This is a genomic window from Paractinoplanes globisporus DSM 43857 (assembly GCF_000379645.1).
In the GTDB taxonomy this organism is placed as follows: domain Bacteria; phylum Actinomycetota; class Actinomycetes; order Mycobacteriales; family Micromonosporaceae; genus Actinoplanes; species Actinoplanes globisporus.
Genome location: NZ_KB903306.1, coordinates 293075 through 316175, shown reverse-complemented (window position 1 = coordinate 316175; position 23101 = coordinate 293075). Strand labels below are relative to the sequence as shown.

At 71.8% G+C, this 23101-nt stretch carries 27 protein-coding genes and 1 pseudogene; 16 read left to right on the top strand and 12 right to left on the bottom strand.

Annotation, left to right across the window (positions count from 1 at the left end; all coding sequences use genetic code 11):
• The first annotated feature begins 25 nt into the window (after positions 1 to 25).
• Entirely contained in the window at positions 26 to 1651 is a 1626-nt protein-coding gene (locus A3CQ_RS0121860) for a glycoside hydrolase family 13 protein (RefSeq protein WP_020513083.1), read from the top strand.
• A gap of 3 nt (positions 1652 to 1654) precedes the next feature.
• Here the strand turns inward: A3CQ_RS0121860 and A3CQ_RS53635 are convergent, their stop codons facing one another.
• Positions 1655 to 2296 carry an SDR family NAD(P)-dependent oxidoreductase gene (locus A3CQ_RS53635; protein WP_020513082.1) on the bottom strand — a complete coding sequence of 214 codons (642 nt, stop codon included), beginning with the start codon at positions 2294 to 2296 and terminating at the stop codon, positions 1655 to 1657.
• Between A3CQ_RS53635 and A3CQ_RS64050 the strand changes: the two genes are divergently transcribed.
• Complete coding sequence (locus tag A3CQ_RS64050) at positions 2204 to 2536, top strand: MarR family transcriptional regulator (RefSeq protein ID WP_085944327.1); 333 nt, start codon at positions 2204 to 2206, stop codon at positions 2534 to 2536. The genes A3CQ_RS53635 and A3CQ_RS64050 overlap by 93 nt on opposite strands.
• A gap of 6 nt (positions 2537 to 2542) precedes the next feature.
• On the opposite strand, the gene A3CQ_RS0121845 is transcribed toward A3CQ_RS64050, so the two are convergent.
• The 4 genes from A3CQ_RS0121845 to A3CQ_RS0121825 all read right to left on the bottom strand — a co-directional run bounded on the left by A3CQ_RS0121845 (position 2543) and on the right by A3CQ_RS0121825 (position 6654).
• A complete protein-coding gene (locus tag A3CQ_RS0121845; RefSeq protein ID WP_020513080.1) occupies positions 2543 to 3841 on the bottom strand; it encodes a Fic family protein in 1299 nt (432 codons plus the stop codon).
• 115 nt (positions 3842 to 3956) lie between these two features.
• The gene (locus A3CQ_RS0121840; RefSeq protein WP_370657618.1) at positions 3957 to 4916 is read right to left on the bottom strand and encodes an inorganic phosphate transporter; all 960 of its coding nucleotides are present in this window, start codon (positions 4914 to 4916) and stop codon (positions 3957 to 3959) included.
• 48 nt (positions 4917 to 4964) lie between these two features.
• Complete coding sequence (locus tag A3CQ_RS53625; RefSeq protein ID WP_020513078.1) at positions 4965 to 5591, bottom strand: DUF47 domain-containing protein; 627 nt, start codon at positions 5589 to 5591, stop codon at positions 4965 to 4967.
• A gap of 106 nt (positions 5592 to 5697) precedes the next feature.
• Complete coding sequence (locus tag A3CQ_RS0121825) at positions 5698 to 6654, bottom strand: PI-PLC domain-containing protein (RefSeq protein WP_020513077.1); 957 nt, start codon at positions 6652 to 6654, stop codon at positions 5698 to 5700.
• A gap of 88 nt (positions 6655 to 6742) precedes the next feature.
• Here A3CQ_RS0121825 and sigJ point away from each other — a divergent pair, with 88 nt between their 5' ends.
• A complete protein-coding gene (sigJ, locus tag A3CQ_RS0121820) occupies positions 6743 to 7627 on the top strand; it encodes an RNA polymerase sigma factor SigJ (protein ID WP_020513076.1) in 885 nt (294 codons plus the stop codon).
• Here sigJ and A3CQ_RS0121815 read toward each other — a convergent pair.
• A complete protein-coding gene (locus tag A3CQ_RS0121815) occupies positions 7604 to 8116 on the bottom strand; it encodes a DUF402 domain-containing protein (RefSeq protein ID WP_020513075.1) in 513 nt (170 codons plus the stop codon). The two genes, sigJ and A3CQ_RS0121815, sit on opposite strands and share 24 nt — an antisense overlap.
• 55 nt (positions 8117 to 8171) lie before the next feature.
• On the opposite strand from A3CQ_RS0121815, the gene A3CQ_RS0121810 reads away from it, so the two are divergent.
• Positions 8172 to 10226, top strand: a complete 2055-nt coding sequence (locus tag A3CQ_RS0121810) for a helicase C-terminal domain-containing protein (RefSeq protein WP_020513074.1) — start codon at positions 8172 to 8174, stop codon at positions 10224 to 10226.
• A gap of 9 nt (positions 10227 to 10235) precedes the next feature.
• Here the strand turns inward: A3CQ_RS0121810 and A3CQ_RS0121805 are convergent, their stop codons facing one another.
• Positions 10236 to 10532, bottom strand: coding sequence for a helix-turn-helix domain-containing protein (locus tag A3CQ_RS0121805; protein WP_020513073.1), 297 nt, complete (start codon positions 10530 to 10532; stop codon positions 10236 to 10238).
• Between the two features lie 119 nt (positions 10533 to 10651).
• On the opposite strand from A3CQ_RS0121805, the gene A3CQ_RS0121800 reads away from it, so the two are divergent.
• Entirely contained in the window at positions 10652 to 11491 is an 840-nt protein-coding gene (locus tag A3CQ_RS0121800; RefSeq protein WP_157296131.1) for a hypothetical protein, read from the top strand.
• Here A3CQ_RS0121800 and A3CQ_RS0121795 read toward each other — a convergent pair.
• Positions 11485 to 11859: a DsrE family protein gene (locus A3CQ_RS0121795; protein WP_020513071.1), complete on the bottom strand. Its 375-nt coding sequence runs from the start codon at positions 11857 to 11859 to the stop codon at positions 11485 to 11487. The two genes, A3CQ_RS0121800 and A3CQ_RS0121795, sit on opposite strands and share 7 nt — an antisense overlap.
• A gap of 14 nt (positions 11860 to 11873) precedes the next feature.
• On the opposite strand from A3CQ_RS0121795, the gene mtfM reads away from it, so the two are divergent.
• Positions 11874 to 11978, top strand: coding sequence for a small membrane protein MtfM (gene mtfM / locus A3CQ_RS63705; RefSeq protein ID WP_020513070.1), 105 nt, complete (start codon positions 11874 to 11876; stop codon positions 11976 to 11978).
• A complete protein-coding gene (locus A3CQ_RS0121785) occupies positions 11975 to 12577 on the top strand; it encodes a heme-binding beta-barrel domain-containing protein (protein WP_026206005.1) in 603 nt (200 codons plus the stop codon). The genes mtfM and A3CQ_RS0121785 overlap by 4 nt, the downstream gene beginning before the upstream one ends.
• Before the next feature lie 437 nt (positions 12578 to 13014).
• Here the strand turns inward: A3CQ_RS0121785 and A3CQ_RS0121780 are convergent, their stop codons facing one another.
• Positions 13015 to 13752, bottom strand: a complete 738-nt coding sequence (locus tag A3CQ_RS0121780; protein WP_020513068.1) for an aminotransferase class IV — start codon at positions 13750 to 13752, stop codon at positions 13015 to 13017.
• A gap of 58 nt (positions 13753 to 13810) precedes the next feature.
• Here A3CQ_RS0121780 and A3CQ_RS0121775 point away from each other — a divergent pair, with 58 nt between their 5' ends.
• The 9 genes and pseudogenes from A3CQ_RS0121775 to A3CQ_RS0121735 all read left to right on the top strand — a co-directional run bounded on the left by A3CQ_RS0121775 (position 13811) and on the right by A3CQ_RS0121735 (position 19774).
• Positions 13811 to 14206: a Fur family transcriptional regulator gene (locus A3CQ_RS0121775; RefSeq protein WP_020513067.1), complete on the top strand. Its 396-nt coding sequence runs from the start codon at positions 13811 to 13813 to the stop codon at positions 14204 to 14206.
• Positions 14207 to 15244 carry a CAF17-like 4Fe-4S cluster assembly/insertion protein YgfZ gene (gene ygfZ / locus A3CQ_RS0121770; protein ID WP_020513066.1) on the top strand — a complete coding sequence of 346 codons (1038 nt, stop codon included), beginning with the start codon at positions 14207 to 14209 and terminating at the stop codon, positions 15242 to 15244.
• Between the two features lie 15 nt (positions 15245 to 15259).
• A complete protein-coding gene (locus tag A3CQ_RS0121765) occupies positions 15260 to 16093 on the top strand; it encodes a beta-keto acid cleavage family enzyme (RefSeq protein WP_020513065.1) in 834 nt (277 codons plus the stop codon).
• Positions 16094 to 16162: 69 nt separating this feature from the next.
• Positions 16163 to 16507: pseudogene (locus A3CQ_RS53620) on the top strand (helix-turn-helix domain-containing protein); the annotation flags it as partial.
• A gap of 38 nt (positions 16508 to 16545) precedes the next feature.
• Positions 16546 to 16989: a hypothetical protein gene (locus tag A3CQ_RS0121755; protein WP_020513063.1), complete on the top strand. Its 444-nt coding sequence runs from the start codon at positions 16546 to 16548 to the stop codon at positions 16987 to 16989.
• 70 nt (positions 16990 to 17059) lie between these two features.
• Positions 17060 to 17374, top strand: a complete 315-nt coding sequence (locus A3CQ_RS0121750; RefSeq protein WP_020513062.1) for a DUF2516 family protein — start codon at positions 17060 to 17062, stop codon at positions 17372 to 17374.
• A complete protein-coding gene (locus A3CQ_RS0121745) occupies positions 17371 to 18255 on the top strand; it encodes an alpha/beta fold hydrolase (RefSeq protein WP_026206003.1) in 885 nt (294 codons plus the stop codon). The genes A3CQ_RS0121750 and A3CQ_RS0121745 overlap by 4 nt, the downstream gene beginning before the upstream one ends.
• Positions 18256 to 18345: 90 nt before the next feature.
• Entirely contained in the window at positions 18346 to 18750 is a 405-nt protein-coding gene (locus A3CQ_RS0121740; protein ID WP_020513060.1) for a hypothetical protein, read from the top strand.
• A gap of 202 nt (positions 18751 to 18952) precedes the next feature.
• Positions 18953 to 19774, top strand: coding sequence for an EI24 domain-containing protein (locus A3CQ_RS0121735; protein ID WP_051115306.1), 822 nt, complete (start codon positions 18953 to 18955; stop codon positions 19772 to 19774).
• Here A3CQ_RS0121735 and A3CQ_RS0121730 read toward each other — a convergent pair.
• The 3 genes from A3CQ_RS0121730 to A3CQ_RS0121720 form a co-directional block, all read right to left on the bottom strand.
• Complete coding sequence (locus A3CQ_RS0121730) at positions 19766 to 20776, bottom strand: LacI family DNA-binding transcriptional regulator (RefSeq protein ID WP_020513058.1); 1011 nt, start codon at positions 20774 to 20776, stop codon at positions 19766 to 19768. The two genes, A3CQ_RS0121735 and A3CQ_RS0121730, sit on opposite strands and share 9 nt — an antisense overlap.
• A 4-nt stretch (positions 20777 to 20780) precedes the next feature.
• A complete protein-coding gene (locus A3CQ_RS0121725; RefSeq protein WP_020513057.1) occupies positions 20781 to 22205 on the bottom strand; it encodes a GH1 family beta-glucosidase in 1425 nt (474 codons plus the stop codon).
• Between the two features lie 101 nt (positions 22206 to 22306).
• Positions 22307 to 23071 carry a maleylpyruvate isomerase family mycothiol-dependent enzyme gene (locus A3CQ_RS0121720; RefSeq protein ID WP_020513056.1) on the bottom strand — a complete coding sequence of 255 codons (765 nt, stop codon included), beginning with the start codon at positions 23069 to 23071 and terminating at the stop codon, positions 22307 to 22309.
• Positions 23072 to 23101 lie beyond the last annotated feature (30 nt).

Genomic DNA, 23101 nt, shown 5'->3' with positions numbered 1-23101 from the left:
GTTAGTAACCTGATACCGTCGCGTCATGAGCGATCTACCCCCGGCCTGGTGGCGCGACGCGGTGATCTATCAGATCTATCCGCGCAGCTTCGCCGACGCGAACGGCGACGGCATCGGCGACCTGCCCGGCATCCGCAGCCGGCTGCCCTACCTGCGCGACCTGGGTGTCGACGCGGTCTGGCTCTCGCCGTTCTACCTGTCCCCGCAGGCCGACGCCGGCTACGACGTCGCCGACTACCGCACCGTCGACCCGATCTTCGGCTCGATCGACGACGCCCGGTCCCTCGTCGCCGACGCCCACGACCTGGGCCTGCGCGTGATCGTGGACCTGGTGCCCAACCACTCGTCCGACCAGCACGAGTGGTTCAAGCAGGCGCTCGCCGGGGGCCCCGGCTCGCCGCTGCGCGCCCGGTACCACTTCCGCGAGGGCCGCGGTTCGTCCGGGGAGTTGCCGCCCAACGACTGGCCCTCGATCTTCGGCGGGCCGGCCTGGACCCGGGTGGCCGACGGCGAGTGGTACCTGCATCTGTTCACTCCCGAGCAGCCCGACTTCAACTGGGATCACCCGGCCGTCGCCGACGAGTTCCGTACGATCCTCCGCTTCTGGCTCGACCTCGGCGTCGACGGATTCCGGATCGACGTGGCGCACGGCCTGGTCAAGGAGAAGGGCCTGCCGGACATCGGTCGGGACACCACATGGCACCTGCTGGACGTCGGCGAGAGCCCGTGCTTCGACCAGGACGGCGTGCACGACATCTATCGCAGCTGGCGCGCGATCCTCGACGAGTACCCCGGCGACCGGATCGCCGTGGCCGAGGCCTGGGCGCCCACGCTGGCCCGGGTCGCCGACTACGTGCGTCCCGACGAGCTGCACCAGGCGTTCAACTTCAGCTACCTGAGCACCGCGTGGAAGGTCCCCGCCCAGCACTCCATGATCGACGCCTCGCTCACGGCCAACGACGCGGTCGGCGCGCCCACCACCTGGACGCTTTCCAACCACGACGTCGTACGGCACAGCAACCGCTTGATGCAGGAGGAGCAGGGCGAGGTCGCCGGCAAGAAGCCCACCGAGGTCGACCCGATCGCCGGCCTCCGCCGGGCCCGCGCCGCCTCGCTGCTGCTGTTCGCGCTGCCCGGCTCGGCCTACCTCTACCAGGGCGAGGAGCTGGGCCTGCCCGAGGTCGTCGACCTGCCGCCGGAGGCACGCCAGGACCCGGCGTTCCACCGCGCCGACGGCCAGGACGGCTACCGCGACGGGTGCCGGGTGCCGATCCCGTGGTCGGGCACGTCCGCGCCGTACGGTTTCGGCCCGGACGGCGGCCCGTCATGGCTGCCGCAGCCCGACTCGTGGGCCGAGCTGAGCGTGGCCGCCCAGGACGGCGTGCCCGGCTCGACGCTGACCATGTACCGCGACGCGCTGGCCCTGCGCCGCAAGGTCGTCGCCGGCCCGGAGCCCCTGACCTGGCAGGACGCGCCGGAGGGGATCCTCGCCTTCGACCGCGGCGCCAACTTCCGCTGCACGGTCAACATGACCGCGTCGCCGGTGCGCCTGCCCGCGCCGGGGGAGCTGCTCATCGCCAGCGGCCCGGTCACCATCGAGGACGACACGATCGTGATCCCGCCCGACACGACGGTCTGGTGGTCGCTGTAGCAGTCACCGGGTGAGGTGCCGGCCCCCGGCCAGGGACAGCACCTCACCGTTGACGTGCCCGTTCGCGGCCGAGCCGAGGTAGGTGACCGCGGAGGCGACTTCCTGGGGCGTACAGATGCGGCCGGTCGGGGTCTTGGCGCCCTCGGCGTCGATCACGGATCGTCCGAAGCCCGGGGTGGTCAACGCCCGCTCGGTGAGCGTGAAGCCCGGCCGCACCACGTTGGTGAGGATGCCGTGCCGGGCCTCTCGCGCGGCGAGCACGCGGGCGGCCGTCTCGAGCGCGCCCTTGGCCGCCGGATAAGACGCGGCGGCCGGCAGCGGCTGCTCCACCACGTCGGAGGAGATCAGCACGATCCGGCCCCAGCCGGCCGCCCGCATCCCGGGCAGGACCGCCTCGACCAGCGCCAGCGTGCCGACCACGTTGGCCGTGAGGCCGTCGAGAAGCGACTCCCACGTGTCGGCCGCGGCCCGCTCCGGCCAGGCCACGGCGTTCGCGACCAGCACCGCCACCGGGCCGAGCCCTTCGGCCACCCGCGTGATCGCCTCCGCGGGCTGCTGGCTCAGGAGCCCGCCGGCCTGACCGTCTCGGAGCTGGCCTGCCGCCTCGGCGTCGAGCCACCCACCGCCACCCGCGGCCTGTCCCACTTGGGCGGCGGCGGCTGGTTCCGCAGAGAGGCGGTCCCCGGCGACCGCCGCCAGGTCCGCATTGTCGTGACGGAGGCCGGCCGCGACGTCCTCCCCGAGATCGAGCAGGTCTGGTCCGACCTCGCCGAGCTGGCCCTGGACCCGACCGCCCCCGATCGCCGCGACCAGGCCCTCACCGTCCTGGAGGAGGCCAGCGACCGTCTACGCGGCGCAATCGGCGACGGCCCCCTGGCCGAGTAGCGGCGGCTATCGACTCTGTGGTCGAGCCGGGGCGGGGCGCCGCGGTGCCGACTCTCGCGTGTCCCACCGGGTGCTGGCGAGCTGGCGCTCCGTCGACGTCAACAGGTCGAACACGTCACGGGCGAGGTAGGCGGTGGTACCCCGGTCGACCTGTTTCCGGCCCAGGATGCCCGCCTCCGCGAGATCCTCCAGTGCGGCCCGCGCGGCCGGGAAGGAAAGCCCCAGGAGGCGCTGCGCCGACTGAGTGGTGAGCACCGGCGCCTCCGGTAGCAGCGGCAGCAGCCTCATCACCGCGGAATCCGCCCGCGGCTGGGGGCGCGCGCCCGCGCGTAGCCGGTGCGCCGAATGTCGCTCCGCCCACAGGCGTTGGAGCTCGGCGAGCTGGGTGACGAACTGCCGCGCCTGCTCGACGGCCACGCTGACGGCTTGGAGGAAGGTCTCGAACCACTGAGCGACACCCCCCGCCGCCTCCGGGCTGCCCGCGGCGCCGAGGTACCGGTAGGCGGTCAGCCCTTGGATGTACTCCTGTGACCTGGTCAGAAGGACGAGGCTGACCGGCAACACGGCCGTGCGGGTGAGCCCGCGGCGAGTCAGAACGGTGTGGATCAGCGCCCGGCCGACTCGTCCGTTGCCGTCAGCGAACGGGTGAATAGTCTCGAACTGGGCGTGAACGAGCGCGGCCTGCAGGAGCGGCGCGTGAACCGCCCCGCTCAGGTAGTCGGCCAGATCCTCGATCAGCCGAGGGACCTCCTCCGGAGGTGGGGGCACGAAGTCGGCGGTGAGCGGATGCCAGTCGCTGCCGCCGATCCAGTTCTGGCGATCGCGAAGACCCTGCTGGGGATGCTCGGGGAGGAGTGCCTGGTGGAGGTCGCAGAAGCTTCGCGGTTTGATCGCGTCGCACTTGGCCAGATCACCGGCGGCCTGCCGCAGGGTGACGATGTTGTTGGCAACCAGCCGAGCGTTCTCGGTGAATCCGGCGATGGGAGTCTGCTCCATGGTCGCCAACTCGGCGAGCGCCACCTGTTGTGCCGAGACCTGGAGTCCCTCGATGCGGGACGAGGCGATCGCCTCCGAGCGCAACAGGAACCGGGCAAGGCTTTCCAGGCCCATGGAGGCGGGTGCGTCGGTCAGCCCGCGGACGGCGTTCTCCACCTGAGCGGCCGTCCTCGCCAGCGTCGGGCTCAGCACGATCGGCCTGGTGAGCAGGTCGTCGGGAACATAGGTTTTGAAGTGTCCGCCGCGCTGATCCCGGCGCGCTGGGGCGTGCCAGGAGATGTCCCAATGTGCTTCGCGGAGCTCAGCCATCGTCGCTAACCTTTACTGAACCGGCACTCTGTTAAAGGATAGCCACTAAGGTTACATGGGCTGCCGATCCATTCAAGGAAAACGCCCATCGCGGCCGAGTCGGATGGCCGACTGATCAGGCGAAGAGGGGGCGGGTGGCGAAGTAGCAGAGGGCGGCGAGCAGGCCGGCGCCCGGGAAGGTGAGGAGCCAGGCGCCGACGATGTTGCCGGCCACGCCCCAGCGGACGGCGGAGAGCTTCTTGGTGGCGCCGACGCCCATGATGGCCGAGGTGATCGTGTGGGTGGTGCTGATCGGGGCGCCCAGGCCGATGCCGAAGGTGAAGAGCAGGGTGCTCGCGACGGTCTCGGCGGCGAAGCCCTCGGGTGGGCCCAGGTCGATGATTTTCCGGCCCAGGGTGCGGATGATGCGCCAGCCGCCCGCGTACGTGCCGAGCGCCAGCACCGTCGCCGACGTCCAGTACGTCCACTGCGGGATGTCCGTGGTCGTGTCCTGATAGCCGCCCACGTAGAGGGCCAGGACGATCACGCCGATCGTCTTCGCGGCGTCCTGGAGGCCGTGGCCGATCGACATTGCGGCCGCCGACACCGTCTGGGCGTACCGGAAACCGCGGTTGAGCTTGCTCGGACGGCCGGTTCGGAAGATCCACATCAGGGCGAGCATGAACAGGAAGCCGGCGACGAAGCCGGCCAGGGGTGACGCCACCATCGGGATGACGACCTTGTCGAGGATGCCGTCCCACTTCACTGTGTAGCCGGCGCCGAGGGCCGCGCCGACCAGGCCGCCGATCAGCGCGTGCGTCGAGGATGACGGCAGGCCGAAATACCAGGTGACCAGGTTCCAGAGGATCCCGCCGATCACGCCGGCGAAGACCACGCCGAGGCCGCTCATCGTCTGCGGCACGTCGATGATGCCGCTGCCGACGGTCTGCGCGACCTTGCCGCCGAAGTGGGTGCCGATGAAGTTGCCGGCCGCGGCCATCAGCAGCGCCACGCGCGGGGTCAGGGCGCGGGTGCTGACGCTGGTGGCGATCGCGTTGGCCGCGTCGTGGAAGCCGTTGGTGTAGTCGAACACCATCGCCACCACGATCACCGCGAGGACGGCGACGAACTCGGCGGACAAGGTCTACGACTCCTTGACCGCGATGGTTTCGACCGTGTTCGCCACGTGCTCGAAGGCGTCGCAGGCGGCCTCGAGCTCGTCGGCCACCTCCTTCATCTTGAGCACGGTGAGCGCGTCGTACTCGCCGGAGAAGAGCCGGACAAGCAGCATCCGGTACGCCCGGTCGCCGTCGTTCTCGAGCCGGTTGATCTCGATCCAGTACTCGTCGAGACCCTTCATCGAGCGCAGCCGCGGCATCGCCTCGGCGGTCACCTTGGACTGCTGGTCGAGCACGTTGATGAGCTCGTGCATCTCGCGCGGCAGCGAGGGCAGCTCGGTCAGCCCGTACAGGTAGAGGAGGTTGCCGACCGCCTCGAGGTGGTCCATCACGTCGTCGAGCTGGGAGCCGAGCGAGTAGATGTCGGCCCGGTCGAACGGGGTGATGAAGGTGGAATTGATCTTCTTGTACAGATCGTGGGTGATCTGGTCGCTGTCGTGCTCCACATCGGTCAGCCGCTCGCTGACCGACTGGACGTCCACTCCGGGCAGTGCCAGTTCGTTGAGAAGCTCGGTGCCCTTGACGAGATTGCGCGCGGCGGCGGTGAAGAGATCGTAGAAGGCGCCCTCGACGGGGCGGAAGGAGAACTTCACAGCGCGGACCTCGATCGACGGGCTTGGGATGGATCTCCACGCATGCTAGCGGTCCTTCCCGGTTCACCTCGTGTTTGCCCGCCCGGGTGAAGGGTGATACCTGTCGCTACACCGATTCCGTACGGCGGTCGGGCCGGGGCGCGTGCGGTCGAGGCGACGTGCGCCGGACCGCCCGGGTCGGCAGCGTAGCGGCCGGCACCCGGCTGACCGGGTGGCGGCGCAGGTGACGGACCAGGCCGCGCTGGTCACGGTCCGCGATCACGTCGACCCCGGCCGCGCCCAGTTCGGTCCAGATCGCCCGCCGCGCCCGGCCGGAACCCGCCGGGAGACCGGCGATCCGCACGATGCGGCCGTCGTCGTGGGCCTGGCGGACGATCGCGTGCAGCAGGTGACGCTCCTCGGCCGGGATCGGCTCGCGGCCGTCCCAGCCGAACCGGCGGGTCCACGGCTCGCTGATCACCGGGACCAGGGTGGGCGGCGCCGACTGGGAGCCGAGATCGTCGAACGTGCCGTCGGCGAAGGCGTACCGCGTGCGCTGGGTGGCGAGCAGTTCGCGTACGTCGACGATGCCGCACACGGACACGGTGACGGCGCCCGGGACGAGGGTGTCGCCGTCGCAGTGGCTGAGCAGCGCGGCGTGGTCCCGCAGCTGCTGGTCGAGCATCGCGTACGCGCGCAGCAGAGTCTCCGCCTCGCGGTTGGCGCCGGTGAACTCGACGACGAGCCGGAACGGCGTCTGCTGCTCCCGGGCGAGCCGCCCGCCCCGGCTCTTGGCTCGGGCGAAGAGCGGGGTCAGCACGAGCCGGCGCAGCGTACGCCCCGGCTGTGGGCCGCCGGGTCCGATGAAGAGCTCGCCGTGCGGACCGGGCGTGACCGGCACCGTGAGCCCGCCCAGCCCGCGCCGGAGCACCTCGGGGAGCGGGTCGGCCGCCTTCGGCCCGGGCAGGGCGTGCCCCGACGGCTGGTACGGCCCGGGCCGGCGGAGCAGGATCGTCCGGGCGGAGACCGCACCGGCCACTGCGGCGAGGCCGGTCAGCCCCCCGGCGATCGTCGCACCGTTCACCGTGCACCATCCGATTAGTCCGAAATGCGTGTTACTACTGTGTCACATCCGATACCCGTGCCCGGGCAATGTCGCGCAGAATTCCCCCATGCCGTCCCTGACCACCACCGAGTTCGAGGCCGAGCGGCCGCACCTGATGGCCGTCGCCTACCGGATGCTGGGCAGCCGGGCCGAGGCCGAGGACGCGGTGCAGGAGGCGTGGCTGCGCTACGCCAAGGCGCGCGACGGCGGCGAGATACGCGATGTGCGCGGCTGGCTCACGACGGTCACCGGTCGCATCTGCCTGGACGTGCTCAAGTCGGCCCGGGTGAGCCGCACCGCCTACCCGGGACAGTGGCTTCCGTCGTACGTGATCGAACCGGACGCCGGACCCGCCGCCCGCGCGGAGATGAGCGACCAGGTCGGTCTCGCCCTGCTGGTGGTCCTCGAAAAGCTCACGCCGGAGCAGCGCGTGGCGCTGGTCCTGCACGACGCGTTCGGGATGCCGTTCGAGGACGTGGCCACCGTACTCGGCACCACCGAGAGCGCCGCGCGGCAGCACGCCTCCCGGGGCCGCCGGGCCGTCGCCCAGGACGGGGTGCGGCACACCGCCGACCTGGCCGAGCAGCGCCGGGTGCTCGACGCGTTCCTCGAGGCGGCCAACGGCGGCGACCTGCAGGCGCTGGCCGCGCTGCTCGCGCCGGACGTGGTGGCGATCGGCGACGGCGGCGGCCTGGTGCCCGGCGTCGGCACCCGCCCGGTCCTCGGGGCCGACAAGGTGGCCCGCTTCTACCTCGGCATCCTCGCCGGGCTGGGCGAGGTCGAGGTCGAGACGGTGCTGGTCAACGGCTCGCTCGGGCTGCTCGCGACCGGACACCATGCGAGCGGGCGGCCGCTGCGCGCGGTGCTCGCGATCGCCGTCGACAACGGTCAGATCACCGGCCTGTTCAGCCAGCTCAACCCGGAGAAGCTATTGCTGAGCGACCTGCTGTAGGTATTTGTGGTACTGCCCGGCGAACGGCTCGCTGCCGTCGCCGAGCGCCACGAGCAGCCGGCTCGCCGCGGCCCGGGCCTCGTCGACCAGGTAGTCGGGGTAGCCGAAACCGACCCGGTGGTCCTCGAACTCGTCCTCGTCGCGCAGCTCGACCAGGCCCGTCTCGCGCCGGCGCACCACGTCGAGGTCGAGGTCGATGATGTGCACCGTGTCGCCCTCCCAGCGGGCGGGCGTGGTGATGTCGCAGTACACCTCGCTGGTGCGCGGCTGCGGGTTGAACATGCCGGTCCACCACGCGTGGTGGGGGATCAGCAGCACGAACGGGATCTGCTCCACGGACGGCCGGCCGTGATAGACCGACGGTGTGCCGCGCGTCACACCGACCCAGACGCCCAGGTCGTCGGAGTCGAAGCGGCGCGCCGGATAGTCCCGGTGGGCCGAACCGTCGTACTTCGTGTAGACGACCCGGACCATGTCGTCGTGCGGCATGCGAGAACCCTAACGGTGGTCGGCTTCTGTCGGTGGTGGCGGGTACCGTCTCTGCGTGCCCGCAGCTACCAAGAAGGCGACCGCCGAACAACTTCTCTCGGCCGCGGTCGGCGCGGTCCCGGGTGGCTCCGCCCGCCCCGGTCAGCAGGCGATGGCGAGCGCCATCGACAAGGCCGTGCGCGACCGCGAGCATCTGCTCGTCCAGGCCGGCACGGGCACCGGCAAGAGCCTGGCCTACCTGACACCGGCCCTGCTGGTCGACGGCCCGGTCGTGGTCTCCACCGCCACCCTCGCCCTGCAAAACCAGCTCGTCGAGCACGACCTGCCCCGGCTGGCCGACGCGGTCGAGCCGGTCCTCGGCCGCCGCCCCACGTTCGCCGTGCTCAAGGGCCGCCACCACTACCTGTGCCTGGCCAAGATGGAGCACGCCGACGAGGAAGAGCCGACCGACACCCTCTTCGACGACGCGCCGCGGCGCGCCACCCAGTGGCTCGGCGAGGCGGGCAAGCTCGGCAAACAAATTCAACGCCTGCGTACGTGGTCGGAAAAGACGGACACCGGCGACCGCGACGAGCTCGACCCCGGCGTCGACGACACGGCCTGGCGGCAGGTGTCCATGCCGGCCCGCGACTGTGTCGGCGCCTCGAAATGCCCGTACGGCGCCGAGTGCTTCGCCGAGGCCAGCCGCGTCCGCGCCCGCGAGGCCGACGTGGTGGTGACCAACCACAGCCTGCTCGCGGTCGACATGCTCGCCGACCGGCACATCGTCCCGCCGCACAAGCTGCTGGTCATCGACGAGGCGCACGAGCTCGCCGACCGCGTCTCCTCGGCGGCGCAGGCCGAGCTGACCCCCGACGCGATCGAGCGCTCGGCCCGCCGCTCCGGCAAGCTCATCCCGCCGGCCGCCTCCGAGTCGCTGGCCGAGGCCGCCGACGCGCTCACGGTCGGGCTGGCCGACATCCCGGCCGGCCGGCTCACCGCCGGCCTGCCCCCGCCCCTTCATCAGGCGGTCACCCTGCTCGAATCGGCCGCCCGCGCCGCGCTGAGCGCGATCGGCGAGATCAAGAGCGACGACCCCGATCCCGTACGCAAACAGCAGGCCAAGGCGGCGCTCGACGACCTTTTCGAGACGGCCCAGCGACTGTTGGAGGAGTCCGATTTCGACGTGGCCTGGGTCGAGAAATCCGACCTCGGCACCGGCCGCCGTGCGCTGGTGGTCGCGCCGCTCTCGGTCGCCGGCACGCTGGCACAGGGGCTGTACTCCGACCGTACCGTCGTCGCCACCTCGGCCACGCTGACCCTCGGCGGCCGGTTCGACACGGTGGCTCGCTCGCTCGGCCTGCCGGTCGCCGCGCCCACCGTGCCGTCCGCCCGGGGCGCGGTCGCCGAGACGGCCGCGCCCGGCGCGCTCACCCCGCAGGCCCCGCCGACGGCCGGCGACGGCTGGACGTCACTCGACGTCGGCTCCCCCTTCGACTATCCCAAGCAGGGGATTCTGTACGTGGCGGCGCACCTGCCCCGCCCCGCCGCCTCCGGCCTGCCCGACGCCGCCGGCGAGGAGCTCATCACGCTGGTCACCGCGCTGGGCGGCCGCACGCTGGGCCTGTTCTCCTCCCGCCGGGCCGCGACCCAAGCCGCCGAGCTGCTGCGCGCCCGCACCGACCTGCCGATCCTGCTGCAGGGCGAGGAAGCGCTGCCCCTGCTGGTCCGCAAGTTCCGGGAAGACAAGGCCAGCTGCCTGTTCGGCGTCATGTCCCTGTGGCAGGGCGTCGACGTCCCCGGCGAGGCCTGCCAGCTGGTGGTCATCGACCGCCTCCCGTTCCCCCGCCCCGACGAGCCGCTCGCGGCCGCCCGCTCCGCCGCCGTCGACGCGGCCGGCGGCTCCGGTTTCGCCGCGGTCAGCGTCCCGATCGCCGCGATCCGCCTGGCCCAGGGCGTCGGCCGCCTGATCCGCTCGTCGGGCGACAAGGGCGTCGTCGCCGTCCTCGACTCGCGGCTGGAAACCGCCCGCGGCTACGGCGCTTTCTTGCGCAAGTCGCTACCGCCGTTCTGGTACACGACCCGCCCCGACGTCGCCGTCGGCGCCCTCCAACGCCTCGCCAAGAGCTGAGCCCGGGGCTCAGCGCATCCTCAACCACAGGCCTCCGAACCGGGCGCCGACCTCGACCTCGCCGCCCAGGCCGGCCACGTACTTCCGCAGCACGTCCAGGCTGACCGGCTCGCCGCGCTCGATCTGGCTGATCCGGCCCCGGCTCAGCCCGATGGCCGCGCCCAAGGTGGCCTGGGTCAGCCCGGAATCCTTGCGGATCTGGGCCAGCTGGGCACAGCCCACGGTGACCAGGAGCTGCTCGCAGACCCGCCGGCGTTGCTCGGGACCGTCGCCGGTCGTCTCCGCCCAGTTCCTTGACCCGCCCATGTGCGCTCCCTCTCCGCGACGCCCTCGGTGGCATCGATTCTAGTCCTACGACTAGCTGCTCCGCGACAACGCACCCCGAGTTGGCGTCCCCGATGACGCGGCGTGTCACCATGGCTGCCGTGACGGCTCAGCTGGGAGAGGCGCCGCCGGCCGGCAAGCGGCGGCGGTGGCTGGTTGGGCTGGTTGTGGCGTGGATTGTCGTGATTGTGGTGGTCGGGAGCTGGTCGGTGTGGCATTCGCCGGCGACCGTGCCCGAGCAGCGGGACATCGCGCAGGCCGTGCCCGAGCTGCAGCGGGCGGCGGGAGTGGTCTACGCGGCGGCCGACGGGGACGGGCGGGTCGTCGTGCTGGGCGAGCTGGAGCTGATCGGGGACTGCCGGATCACGCCGGTGCGGCACGGGTGGATGGCGGCCCGGGACCTCACCGTCTACGTGCGCGAGGGGGACGCCAAGGGTGTGCTCGACGCGATCGCGGGCGGGCTGCCGGCGGCATATCAGGCCGGCGTCGGCGAGAGCCGGGGCGGGACCCGGCTCGGGATGCACGCGGACGCGGGGAACTTCATCGGGATCGACACCTCGGCGGCGGCCACGGCGAAGGTGCTCACCCTGCGGCTGACCAGCGGGTGCCGGCCGGGGCCGGAGAGCACGGTGAACAAGGCCGACCCGGCGGCGGGGGCGGTGCCAGGTGAGCTGGTGACGGTGCTGAGCGGGCTGGGGGCCAAGGACGCCAAGCCCGAGGTGCGGGCTGTGGACTGTCCGGATGGCGGGGTCGCGGCCAGCTACACCGTGGACGTCCCGCCGCCGTCCGATCTCGCGGCGCGGATGGGGACGCTGAGCGCGGGGGCGGCCATCGTGCGGTCGGATGCGGCCGCGTGGGCGTACCGGAAAACGGGTTTGTCAGTCGTTGTGGTGCCCGACGCCGAGCAGCTGCGGGTAAGTCTGAGCACCGGTTGTCAGTAGACCAGGGCCTGCGCGCCCTCGGCGGTGACCTCCTCGACGAAGACCGCGGCGCCGGCGATGCGGATGCCGGGCAGGACGTCGCCGGGGGTGATGTCGCGGCGGGCGGCGCACTGGGTGCAGGCCGTCACCCGGCCGTTGGCCAGCAGGATGTCGAGCAGGTCGGGCAGGGGCGCCGCGTGCGGCAACTCGAACTCGGCGGCCCGGCCGGGCAGGGCGAACCAGGTGGACTCGCCGGTCAGCCAGAACGAGACGTCCACGCCGGACGCCACGGCGGTCGACGCCACCGTGAAGGCCTGTGAGCAGCGCTCGGGAGCGTCCGCGCCGGCGGTTGCCTTGACGACCAGCAAACGTGCCATGCCGGTCAGCATAAGATGGGCCGGTCATGGTTACGGAGATCGGGTTCGTGAGCCTGCTGGTCGCCGGTTTGGGCGCGCTGGCGGGTGGGTTCGGCTATCTGGCCATTCGGATTTCGAGGGGGCGTTGGTGAGCGGCGAGTCGGAGAACCCCCTGGGCCCACCTCCGTGGTTGAACGCGCCGCCGGTCGACCCGTCGCCCTACGAGGACACCCACGACCTGCGCCAGGGCGCCGACCTGCACCCCGCGCTGCTCGGGCTGCTGCCGTTCGTGGGGTTGTGGCGCGGGCGCGGGCAGGGCGGCTTCCCCGCGGACGACGACTACAACTTCGCCCAGGAGATGCGGATAAGCCACGACGGGCGGCCGTTCCTGCGCTTCGAGTCGCGCTCGTGGCTGCTCGACGACGAGTCGAAACCGATCGGCCCGTGGCTGGTCGAGTCCGGGTTCTGGCGGCCGGTGCTGGTCGACGGCCGGGCCGGCGACGAGATGGAGGCGACGATCATCTCGCCCGAGGGCACGGCCGAGCTGTACCTGGGCAAGGCGATCGGCACCACCCGGCTCGAGATGGAGGCCGACGCGGTGGCGTACACCCCGACCGGCCTGCACGTGACCGGGGCGCACCGGCTGTTCGGCGTGGTCGACGGCGCGCTGCTCTACGCGCACGAGATTGCGGTCGACGACAGCGGGCTGCGGCCCCACATGTCGGCGCGGCTGCTCCGGATCGGCGGCTAGACACCTTCGGGATCCGCGTCCCCAGCGGTTCGCCGCGGCCTTCCGAGTGGTTCGGCTGCGCCGACCACGACTGAACATTGATACGCACGTGTTCACCACGCACACGTAGCCGTCATTGTTCGCCGGCCGTCGCCGAACGTTGCGACGCACGCGTCCGATGCGCACACCAAGCCTTCAAACTTGCCCCGTACCGCCGCCGCAACGCCGACCGCAACCGGCCGCACCCCGCGCAACAGGTAGCCGCCGGGCCGTGGCACGCCCGGCCCAACCGTCCACCGAGCCGGCCGGGCCGCACCCCGCGCAACCATGCAGCGGCCCGGGCCATGGCCCCCCGGCCGAGCCACCGGCTGTGCGTGACCGGCGCGAACGGCGGTTCAGCAGGTGGGACGGCGGCGGGGCACGAGCGCTGTGCGGAAGACCGCGGGACCGATCGGCGGCTAGTAGCCCAGGAGGTCCCGCAGGATCGGCGTCCAGGGGGAGGGGCGGCGCGGTGCGTCGTCGAGTGCCGTCACGGAGGCGAGGCCGCGCAGCGCGGAGGCGAGCCAGATCGCGTCGGCCCCGCGCAGTTCGTCGATCGTGATCATGCGGTGGGCGGGGCGCAGGCCCACCGACGGCGCCAGCGAGAGCAGGTGGGCCGCGGTCGTGCCGGGCAGGATCTGTGCCTCGGCCCACGGGACCGTGCAGAGGTCGGAACCGGCCAGCCAGACCAGGGAGGCGGTCGGGGACTCCAGCGCGTAGCCCTCGGTGGAGAGCCACAGCAGGTCGTCGGCGCCCCGCTCCCGCGCCCAGCGGCGGGCCGCGAAGTTCGGGGCGTACGACAAAATCTTGGCCTCCCAGAGCGACCAGGGTGGCTTGCCGCCGAGGGCGAAGCCGAGGCCGGCGCTGATCACCCGGACACCGGCATCCCGCTCGCGCAGCGTGTCCGGCGGAATCGGGGAGACCGTGACGTGCTGCGACCGGCGGGTGCGGATGATCCGCAGTGCGCTCTCCGGACCGTCCGAGACGAGGCCGGTGAGATCGAGTGGCAACGGCTCGAGATCCAGGAGAGCCGCCGAGCGCGACAGCCTTTCCACATGAGCCGAGGCCAGGAACGGACCCGACGGGCGCAGGTGGATCGTCTCGAAGACGCCGTCGCCGAAGAGCTCGGCCGGCGAGACCAGGACTTCGTCGGGCACGGGCGGAGCGTAACCGTCGGCCTATGCTTGTCACGTGTCCGCCACTTCGCTAGCCGAGATGCTCCGGGAGCGCGGGCTGAGGCTCACGCCACAGCGCCAGCTGATCCTGGAGGCGGTGCACGACCTCGGCCACGCCACGCCCGAGCAGGTGCACACGGCGGTGCGTGAGCGCGTCGCCGGCGTCAACATCACGACCGTCTACCGCACGCTCGAGCTGCTCGAGGAGCTCGGCCTGGTCAACCACACGCACCTGTCGCACGGCTCGCCGACCTATCACGCCGCGGGTGAGGATCAGCACGTTCACCTGGTCTGTCGTGGATGCGGATCGATTTCTGAGGTAGACCCGACAGTGATGCTGCCGGTGACCGACCGGCTGCTGGCGGAGCGGAGCTTCCGGGTCGACGTCGGGCACGTCTCGCTCTTCGGTGTGTGTGGCCAATGCAAGGAGTTGTAAATGACCGTCGTGATGGTCGAGGACCTCGATCCCTCGTCCGCCGACGCGGGGGTGGCCGCGCACTACGGCGACCCGATGCGGGAGCAGCGCACCCTGGCGACCGCGGTCGGCCTGGTCGACCGCTCGAACCGCGACGTGATCGCGGTTCCCGGCGAGGAACGCGCGTCGTGGCTGCACACTCTCACCACTCAGCATCTATCGGATCTGTCGGCCTTTTCGGGCTCTGAGCTGCTCGTCTTGTCGCCGCACGGGCACGTCGAGCAGCACGCCTACGTCACCGAGGACGGCGAGACCGCCTGGCTCGACACCGAGCCGGGCGCGGGCGCGGGGCTCCTGAAATACCTCGAGATGATGCGCTTCTTCACCAAGGTCGAGCCGCGCGACGCCACCTCGGAGATCGCGGTGCTCTCGCTCGTCGGCCCCGGCGCCGCCGATCTCTTCCCCGAGCTGGAAAACCCCCGGGTGGGCGCGGTGCCGGGTCCGAAATTCGCCGCCGGCTCCGTGCCCGCGCACGCCACCAGCCAATATGCCGTACGAGGTTTCGAGGGCGGCCTGGCCCGGCGGGTGCCCCTCGGCGTCGACCTGCTGGTGCCTCGCGCGGCCAAGACGTCGGTGATCGAAAAGCTGGCCGTGCCGCCGGCCGGCCTGCTGGCGTACGAGGCGATCCGCGTCGAGCACCGCATCCCGCGGCTGGGCTGGGAGACCGACCACCGCACGATCCCGGCCGAGGCCGACTTCATCGCTTCCGCCGTGCACCTCGACAAGGGCTGCTACCGCGGGCAGGAGACGGTCGCCCGGGTCCACCACCTCGGCCGCCCGCCGCGTCGCCTGGTGCTGCTGCACTTCGACGGCATCGCCACCGACCAGCCGCCGGCCCACGGCACACCGGTGACCCTCGACGGCCGTGAGGTCGGCTTCGTCGGCACCGCGGTCCGCCATCACGAGCTCGGCCTGGTCGCCCTGGCCGTCCTCAAGCGCAACGTCACCGCGGGGGAATTGCGGGTGGGTGAGTCGGTGGTCTCGGTCGACGCCTCCTGAACTACCGTTCATGTCATGACCGGGACCGTGATCACTGTCGCTCCGACCGGCGCGGAAGTCAGCAAGGCCGACGTGCCCGCCCTGCCCGTCACCCTCGACGAGCTGGTGCGGACGGCCAAGGAGTGCGAGGCGCTCGGCGCCTCGATCGTCCACGTGCACATCCGCGACGCCGCCGCCGAACCCACCCTCGACCAGGGCCGCCTGCGCGCCACCGTGGCTGCGCTACGCGAATCCACCGACCTGATCGTGCAGCTCTCCTCGGGCGGGGCGGTGACCGACCCCGAGTCCGACCGGCTCGCCGTGCTCGACGCCGGTCCCGAGATGGCCTCCTGCACGATGGGCACGGTCAACTTCGGCGACGGCGTCTTCCTGAACCGGTGGGAGTTCATCGTCGACCTGCACACCCGCATGCAGGAGCGCGGCATCGTGCCGGAGTACGAGATCTTCGACCTGGGCCAGCTGACCACCCTGCAGCGGCTGCTCGGCAAGTACGGCCTGCCGGCCGGCGGCCACGTGCACGTCGACCTGGTGATGGGCGTGCCGGGCGGTATGCCGGGGACGGCCGCCGCGCTGGTCGCATGCGAGCAGGTCATTCGCGACCTGCCCGCGGGTACCACGTTCTCGGCGACGGGCATCGGCCGCAGCACGATTCCGGTGATGCTGGCGTCGCTGTCGGCGGGCGGCCACCTCCGGGTCGGGATGGAGGACACGACCACGTACGCGAAGGGTCAGCCGGTAGAGTCGAACATGCAGCTCGTGGCCCGTGCCGCCGGTTTCGCGCAGCTCGCGCAGCGCCCGCCGCTGACGACCGACGCGACCCGTTCGCTACTCGGCGTCGCGCCACGGTGACCTGATTCACGCTAGCAATAGTTAGCATTCTGCTTGCAACAGCTAGCACCCCGAGCTAACTTCGGACACATGGCCACGCCGAAGGATCTGCCGCAGGACATCGGAAGTTTCATCCGTGACCTGCGGGAGAACGCGAAGATCTCGCTGCGCCAGCTCGCCGACAAGGCGGGCGTGAGCAATCCGTACCTCAGCCAGATCGAGCGTGGCCTTCGCAAGCCGAGTGCCGAGGTGTTGCAGCAGATCGCCAGCGCGCTGCGGGTCTCCACGCCCGCGATGTACCTGCGCGCGGGTCTGCTGGACGGCGAGGGCCAGCAGGGGGTGCTGGCGGCGATCGCGGTCGATCCCGACCTCACGATCGCGCAGAAACAAGCGCTGTCGCAGATCTACGAGACGTTCCGCAACGAGAACGCCCGGCACACGCCCGAGACCACCCAGGATGCCGAGGAGACGAAATGACCGACCAGACCAAGACCAAGTTCCCCGCCCCGCTCTACGCCGCCGCCGGTGCCGGTGACCTGGCCTACCAGCAGCTGCGCAAGCTGCCGGCCGTGGTGACCGAGCTCAGCGAGAAGGCCGCGGCGTCGCTGCGCACCTACAACGAGCAGGCCAACGCCAAGGCCGTCCAGCTGCGCGAGAAGGCCCAGACCACCGACTTCGACGCCCTCCGGGGCAACGCCGCCAGCGTGGCGACCTCCCTGGCCCAGCTGGCCCAGGAGCGCACCCTCGCGGCGTACACCGCTCTGGTCGCTCGCGGCGAGCGCGTCGTCGGCGAGGGCGTCGTGACCACGGCCGACGTGGTGAACGCCGACATCGAGGCCACCGAGGCCCCGAAGGCCGTCGAGGCCGCCCCGGCGCCGAAGCCCCGCAAGCGGGCCACCAAGCCGGCCGGCGAGTAACAGAGGCCAGTAATCAATTGTGATCGCGGGCCCCGGCAGACGCCGGGGCCCGCGGCATAGACTTTTCGTCATGGCCTATTCCGCGCCGATCTTCTACCTCGATGTGCAGAGGTACATCGAGATCCTCATCCTGATCCTGTCGCTGGTCGTGCAGGCGGTCGCTCTGATCCACTGCCTGACCCAGCGGGGCGACGGATTCCAGGCCATCGGCACCCTGCCCAAGGGTGCGTGGGCGGCGATCCTTGCGGTCTGCATCGTCCTGACATTGCTGGTCAGCGGCGCGGTCGGCATCTTCAGCCTGATCGGTATCGGTGCCGCCCTGATCTATCTGCTCGACGTCCGCCCGGGGCTCAAAGACCTGTCGGACGGCAAAGGTTTCTGGTGAGGCGGTTCGGGCCGCCTCCCCCCGACGGCGGGCCTCGTCTGCATCGTCCCGACCCGACCGGGCCGCGCTCCGGGCGTCCGACACTGCCGGGTCCCCCGACCGAGCTGATTTCCACCCCTTCTGGCGTACGCCTCGAGCAGCTGACCACCGGAGTGGGCGACCCGGTCACCGTCTTCGCGCACGGCCTCGGCGGGGACATCGCCGGCACTCGCCCGCTGGGCAGCGCGGTCACCGGCCGCCGCGTCTTCTTCCACTTCCGTGGGCACGGCCGCTCCGACGCGCCGGTCGGCCCGTGGACCTTTGGTGATCTCGCCGACGACCTGCGCGCCGTGGCCGACCTGGCCGGCGCCACCCGGGCGCTGGGCGTCAGCATGGGCGCCGGGGCCCTGTGCCGCCTGCTGAGTCAGACGCCCGACCGCTTCGAGCGGGTGGTGTGCTACCTGCCGGCGCCGCTCGACGGCACGCGTCCGGCCGCGGCCGAGGCGCGGGTCGACCGGCTGCTGGCCGCCGTCGAGTCGGGCGAGGCCGCGTCGATCGCCGCCGCCGTGGAGTACGAACTGCCCGCCTCCGTGCGCAACACGCCGACCGGGTGGAGCTACCTGCGCCAGCGGGTCGAGCAGCTGCAGCGGGACGGGCTGGCCGCCGAGCTGACGTCGCTCTGGCACGAGCCGGCCGTGGCCGACGAGTCTCTCCTGCGCGCCTTCCGCGGCCGGGCGCTCGTTCTGGGCTGCCTGGGCGACGAGGTGCACCCGGTGGCCTGGGCCGAGCGGCTGGCCGGCCTGCTGCCGGGGGCCGAGCTTCATGTGTACGACCGGCCGGCGGTGCTCTGGACCAACCGCGCCGAGCTCCGCGAGCGCATCTCGGCCTTCCTGAACGCGTAACTTTTCACGGGCGTGGCGCGGTGTACCCACGTGCGGTTATCCCCTAAATCCATTTTTTTCGGACTAGTAGCGCTTGGGCTGCCGATCGCGGTGGCGGCCGGCTGGACGCTGGCGACCCCGGCGCGCAAGCCGGCCCACGTCGGCGCGCCGGCCGACTCGGGCGGTCTCGGCGCCGGCAGTGGCAGCGACGGGATCGGGAAGGCGCCCCGGCGGGCCGGTACCTCGCAGCCGCTGACCGAGGCGCAGGCCACGGTGCGCCCGGCCACCAGCGCCGTCCCGCCGCTGGCCACCGCGCCCTCGGCGGCGCCGGTGCCCACCTCGGCCGCGCCGTCGGCCTCGACCACCGAGGCGTCCCCGGTCTCGGCACCGGTCACGTTGACGCCGCCGCTCGAGCCGCCGGTCCCGACGCCCACCGAGATCTCGGTGACGCCCACCGGCTCGGCCGGACCGTCACCGGGCGACCCTCCCACCGACGCCCCGCCACCCGGCCCCTGAACGCGCCCGGGGCCGGCCGGGAGCCAGCCGCTTTCTGCGGGCGCGCCGGGCCGGCCGGGACCCAGCCGCATTCCGAGGCCGCGCCGGGCCGGCCGGGGCCCAGCCGCATTCCGAGGCCGCGCCCGGGGCCGACCGGGCGTCCGTTTGCGGGGGAGGCGGGCGACCGCCGGTCGCTCCGGCGAGCGGGGCTGGCGGGGAGGCAATAGGCTGCCGGGTCGTGACCGCAGTTCGGCAGTTCCTGTTCGGCGCCTCCCTGCTCGCCCGGGGCCTCGGCCTGGTCGTGCGCAGCCCCAAGCTGCTGTTCATCGGCCTGTTGCCCGCCGTGATCTCCGGCGTGCTCTACACGGCCGCCCTGGTGGCGCTCATCGACTTCCTGCCGGCGCTCTCCCGGGACGTGACCTGGTTCGCCGACGGCTGGGCCGAGGGCTGGCGTGAGCTCACCCGGGTGCTGGCCGGGGCCGGCCTGCTCGGCGTGGCCGCGCTGCTGGGCATCCTCACCTTCACGGCGGTGACCCTGCTCATCGGCGACCCGTTCTACGAGCGCATCTCCGAGCTGGTCGAGGACCGGTTCGGCGGCGTGCCGGGCGAGGTCGAGGTGGGTTTCTGGCGTTCGCTCGCCCGAAGCCTGGCCGACTCTCTGCGGCTGATCGGTATCTCGATCCCGGTCGGCATTGCGCTGTTCCTCGCCGGGTTCCTGCCGCTCGTCGGCCAGACCGTGGCCCCGGTGATCGGCGCCGCGGTCCTGGGCTGGCTGCTCGCGGTCGAGCTGACCGGCGTGCCGTTCCAGCGCCGCGGCCGACGCCTGGCCGATCGGCGGGCGGCGCTACGGACCCAGCGGCCGGTGGCGCTCGGTTTCGGCGTGGCCGTCTTCTGCTGCTTCCTGATTCCGCTCGGCGCGGTGTTGCTGATGCCGGCCGCCGTGGCCGGCGCCACCCTGCTGGCCCGCGCGGTGCTCGGCGACCCGCTGACCGAGACGGCTGGTTCCGCTACGCCCGGCCACCCCGCGGCGATCAACTCACGCTGAGTCGCGGATTACCAGCTCGGTTGGCAGGACCACGGCGTCGGCCTGGTGTGGTTCGCCGTTGATCAGGCCGAGCAGCTGACGGGCCATCGTGCGGCCCATCTCGACGATCGGCTGCCGGACGGTGGTCAGCGGCGGTTCGCTGTACCGGCTGATCTCGAAATCGTCGAAGCCGACCACGGCGACATCGGCCGGCACCCGCCGCCCGGCGTCCTTGAGGGCGAGCAGCGCGCCGTGCGCCATCATGTCGGAGGCCACGAAGACCGCGTCGAGGGCCGGGTCGTCGGCGAGCAGCGAGCGCATCGCCACGATCCCCGACTCGCGGGTGAAGTCGCCGAGCGCGACGTGCTGGGCGAGGCCGGCCTCCTCGAGCGTGGCCCGGTACCCCGCGAGGCGGTCGATGCCGGCCACCATGTCCTGCGGGCCGGCGATGGTGGCGATCCGGCGCCGGCCGGAGGCGACCAGGTGGCGCACGGCCGAGCAGACCCCGCCGTAGTGGTCGACGTCCACGTACGGGACCGCGGCCTCGCCGATCGGGCGGCCGCTGCAGACGACCGGGATGCCGAGCCGCACGAGGGTGCCGGGTAGGGGATCGGCGCCGTGCATCGAGGCGAACATGACGCCGTCGACGTGACCGGCCACCGCGTACCGCTCGACCCGGTCGTGGCTCTTGGCGGAGCCCGCCATCATCAGCACCAGTTGCTTGTCGGCGGCCTCGAGCTCGCCGCCGACGCCGCGGATGATCGCCGGGAAGAACAGGTCGTCGGAGAAGACCCGGTTCGCCGTTTCCGGCAGGATCAGCGCTATCGACTCGGTCCGCTGGGTGACCAGGCTGCGGGCGGCCTGGTTGGGGACGTAACCCAGCTCGTCGACCGCGCGGTTGACCGCCTCGCGGATCGAGGCGGCCACCGACGTCGAGCCGTTGACGACGCGGGAGACGGTCGCCCTGGAAACTCCGGCGCGTCGCGCCACTGCCTCCAGGGTCGGCCGCTCCCGCGTCACCACCAGGTCACCCCTCGCTCTCCCCCGGGTCGGCGATGCCGTTGCGGCGGATCACCTCCCGGTACCACTTCGCGCTGTCCTTGAGGACGCGCTGCTGCGTCGTGTAGTCGACGTGCACGATCCCGAAGCGCTTCGCGTACCCCTCGGCCCACTCGAAGTTGTCCATCAGCGACCAGACGAAGTATCCGCGCAGATCGACGCCCGCCGCCAAGGCATCATGGCAGGCTCGCAGGTGGCCGTCGAGGTACTCGATGCGGCGGGTGTCGTGAACCGCGCCGTCCTCGGCCGGTCCCTCGGGGTACGCCGCGCCGTTTTCGGTGATCAGCATGGGGATGCCGTCGTAGTCGTCGTGGATCCGCTTGAGCAGGCGGGTCAGGCCGGACGGCTCGATCAGCCAGTTCATGTCGGTGACCGGCCCGTCCGGGTCGCGGTACGCGATGCCCTCGCTGCCGGGCTGGTCGGGCGCGGCCGGCGTTCCGGGCTTCGCCGACACGTACGACGGCTGGTAGAAGTTGATCCCCAGCACGTCGATCGGGGCGTTGATCGCGGCCAGGTCGCCCTCCTGAATGTAGGAGAGGTCGGTGAACCGGGCCATGTGGGCGAGCATGTCGGCCGGGTAACGACCCTTGAGCAGCGGGTCGAGGAACATCCGGTTGGACAGCCCGTCGATGATCCGCACGGCCTCGCGGTCGGCCGCGCTCTCCGGGTCGACCGGGAACGTGACCGACGGGTTCAGCGTGATGCTGACCGAGCGGGCGCCGGCCGAGCGCAGCGCCCGCGCCGCCAGGCCGTGGCCGAGCAACAGGTGGTGCACGGCGGCGAAGGCGGCACCCGGCTCCTTTCGGCCGGGCGCGTGCCGTCCGCTGGCGTAACCGAGGTAGGCCGAGCACCACGGCTCGTTGAGTGTGGTCCAGGTGCCGACCCGGTCACCGAGCCGGGCGTGCACGATCTGGGCGTACTCGGCGAACGCCTCGGCGGTCAGCCGGTTGGTCCAGCCGCCCAGGTCCTCCAGCGTCTGCGGCAGGTCCCAGTGGTAGAGCGTGACCACCGGGTCGATGCCCTTGCCCAGCAGCTCGTCGGTGAGCCGGTCGTAGAAGTCCAGGCCCTTGACATTCACCGGGCCGGTGCCGTCGGGCTGGACCCGCGGCCAGGCGACGGAGAACCGGTACGACGCGAGTCCGAGATCGGCCATCAGCGCCACGTCGTCGACGTAACGGTGGTAGTGATCGCAGGCCACGTCGCCGGTGTGCCCGGCGAAGACCCTTCCCGGCGTACGGCTGAAGGTGTCCCAGATGGATGGGCCGCGACCGTCCTCCCGCGCCGCGCCCTCGATCTGGTATGACGCGGTTGCCGCGCCCCAGACGAAGCCGTCGGGGAAGGTGATCCCGGCGAGGGCCGGCTGCGCCGACGTGGACGTGACGGTTGCCGTCATGCGTTCCCCGCTTCCTGGTGTGCTCCCGAAGTCAACTTAACCGGTTAATCATAGGGGCCGCAACGAACCCGCGATGTGCCGGTAAGACGAATTTAATCGGGTCAGCCTGTGCGTAGGGCACCGATGAGCCGAGGATCACCGGTCACCACCAGGCGATCGAGCCGCTGGCGGCCCATCAGCGCGAGCAGGAGGTCGCTCGCCGTGCCGGTGGCCTGGGCGCGGGCGTGGTGGTCGTCGGAGTCGAGGATCGTGCCGGTGTCGAGCAGCGCCACGCCGGCGCCGCGCAGGCGCACGAACCACTCGTACCCCGCGTCGCCGGCCACCAGGTGGGCCACGCCGTGCAGGTCGGTCGGGCCCTTGCGCTTGCCGGCCGGCAGCCAGGTGTCGAGCACCTCGCTCACCCCGTCGGCCGCCAGTTTCGTCTCGATCGGCGTGGGCCGCCCGGCCGTGGCCTCGGCGTCCCAGCGGTGGATCGAGATCTCGTGGGCCATCCGGCGGTGCCAGAAGCCGGCCTGCTTGCTCTGCGGCGCCCAGTTCCACGCCGGGAAGTCGGCCTCGACCGCCTCGAGCGTCTCGATCGTGCCGGTGAGCTCGCGGCGCAACTCGTCGAGCGCGGGCTCCCACTCGGGGCGGGCGGCCGCGCGGACCGGCGCGGTCGTCGGATGCGCCGTCGTGCCGCGGGGCACCGTCTCGCGCACCCAGTGCAGCTCGGTGGTCAGGTGCTCGACCAGGTCGGCGCAGGTCCACTCCGGGCAGGAGGGCACCTCGGCATCGGGCCCGGCCTGGGCCACGGCGTCCTGCAGCGCGGGGCTGTCGGCCCGCAGCGCCGCGAGCCAGAAGTCCTTTGTCGCGTGCAGCCTGTTCATCGCGCTTCTCTCCACTCCACCGGACCGCCG

Coding starts and splice junctions, on each gene's coding strand:
- A3CQ_RS0121805 (WP_020513073.1), bottom strand. CDS start 10,532: ATGGGCGGGTCAAGGAACTGGGCGGAGACGACCGGCGACGGTCCCGAG.
- ygfZ (WP_020513066.1), top strand. CDS start 14,207: ATGACCGTCGTGATGGTCGAGGACCTCGATCCCTCGTCCGCCGACGCG.
- A3CQ_RS0121845 (WP_020513080.1), bottom strand. CDS start 3,841: ATGGCTGAGCTCCGCGAAGCACATTGGGACATCTCCTGGCACGCCCCA.
- A3CQ_RS0121765 (WP_020513065.1), top strand. CDS start 15,260: ATGACCGGGACCGTGATCACTGTCGCTCCGACCGGCGCGGAAGTCAGC.
- A3CQ_RS0121860 (WP_020513083.1), top strand. CDS start 26: ATGAGCGATCTACCCCCGGCCTGGTGGCGCGACGCGGTGATCTATCAG.
- A3CQ_RS0121840 (WP_370657618.1), bottom strand. CDS start 4,916: ATGGTGTTCGACTACACCAACGGCTTCCACGACGCGGCCAACGCGATC.
- A3CQ_RS0121750 (WP_020513062.1), top strand. CDS start 17,060: ATGGCCTATTCCGCGCCGATCTTCTACCTCGATGTGCAGAGGTACATC.
- A3CQ_RS0121755 (WP_020513063.1), top strand. CDS start 16,546: ATGACCGACCAGACCAAGACCAAGTTCCCCGCCCCGCTCTACGCCGCC.
- A3CQ_RS0121720 (WP_020513056.1), bottom strand. CDS start 23,071: ATGAACAGGCTGCACGCGACAAAGGACTTCTGGCTCGCGGCGCTGCGG.
- mtfM (WP_020513070.1), top strand. CDS start 11,874: ATGGTTACGGAGATCGGGTTCGTGAGCCTGCTGGTCGCCGGTTTGGGC.
- A3CQ_RS0121725 (WP_020513057.1), bottom strand. CDS start 22,205: ATGACGGCAACCGTCACGTCCACGTCGGCGCAGCCGGCCCTCGCCGGG.
- A3CQ_RS0121775 (WP_020513067.1), top strand. CDS start 13,811: ATGCTCCGGGAGCGCGGGCTGAGGCTCACGCCACAGCGCCAGCTGATC.
- sigJ (WP_020513076.1), top strand. CDS start 6,743: ATGCCGTCCCTGACCACCACCGAGTTCGAGGCCGAGCGGCCGCACCTG.
- A3CQ_RS0121815 (WP_020513075.1), bottom strand. CDS start 8,116: ATGCCGCACGACGACATGGTCCGGGTCGTCTACACGAAGTACGACGGT.
- A3CQ_RS0121795 (WP_020513071.1), bottom strand. CDS start 11,859: ATGCTGACCGGCATGGCACGTTTGCTGGTCGTCAAGGCAACCGCCGGC.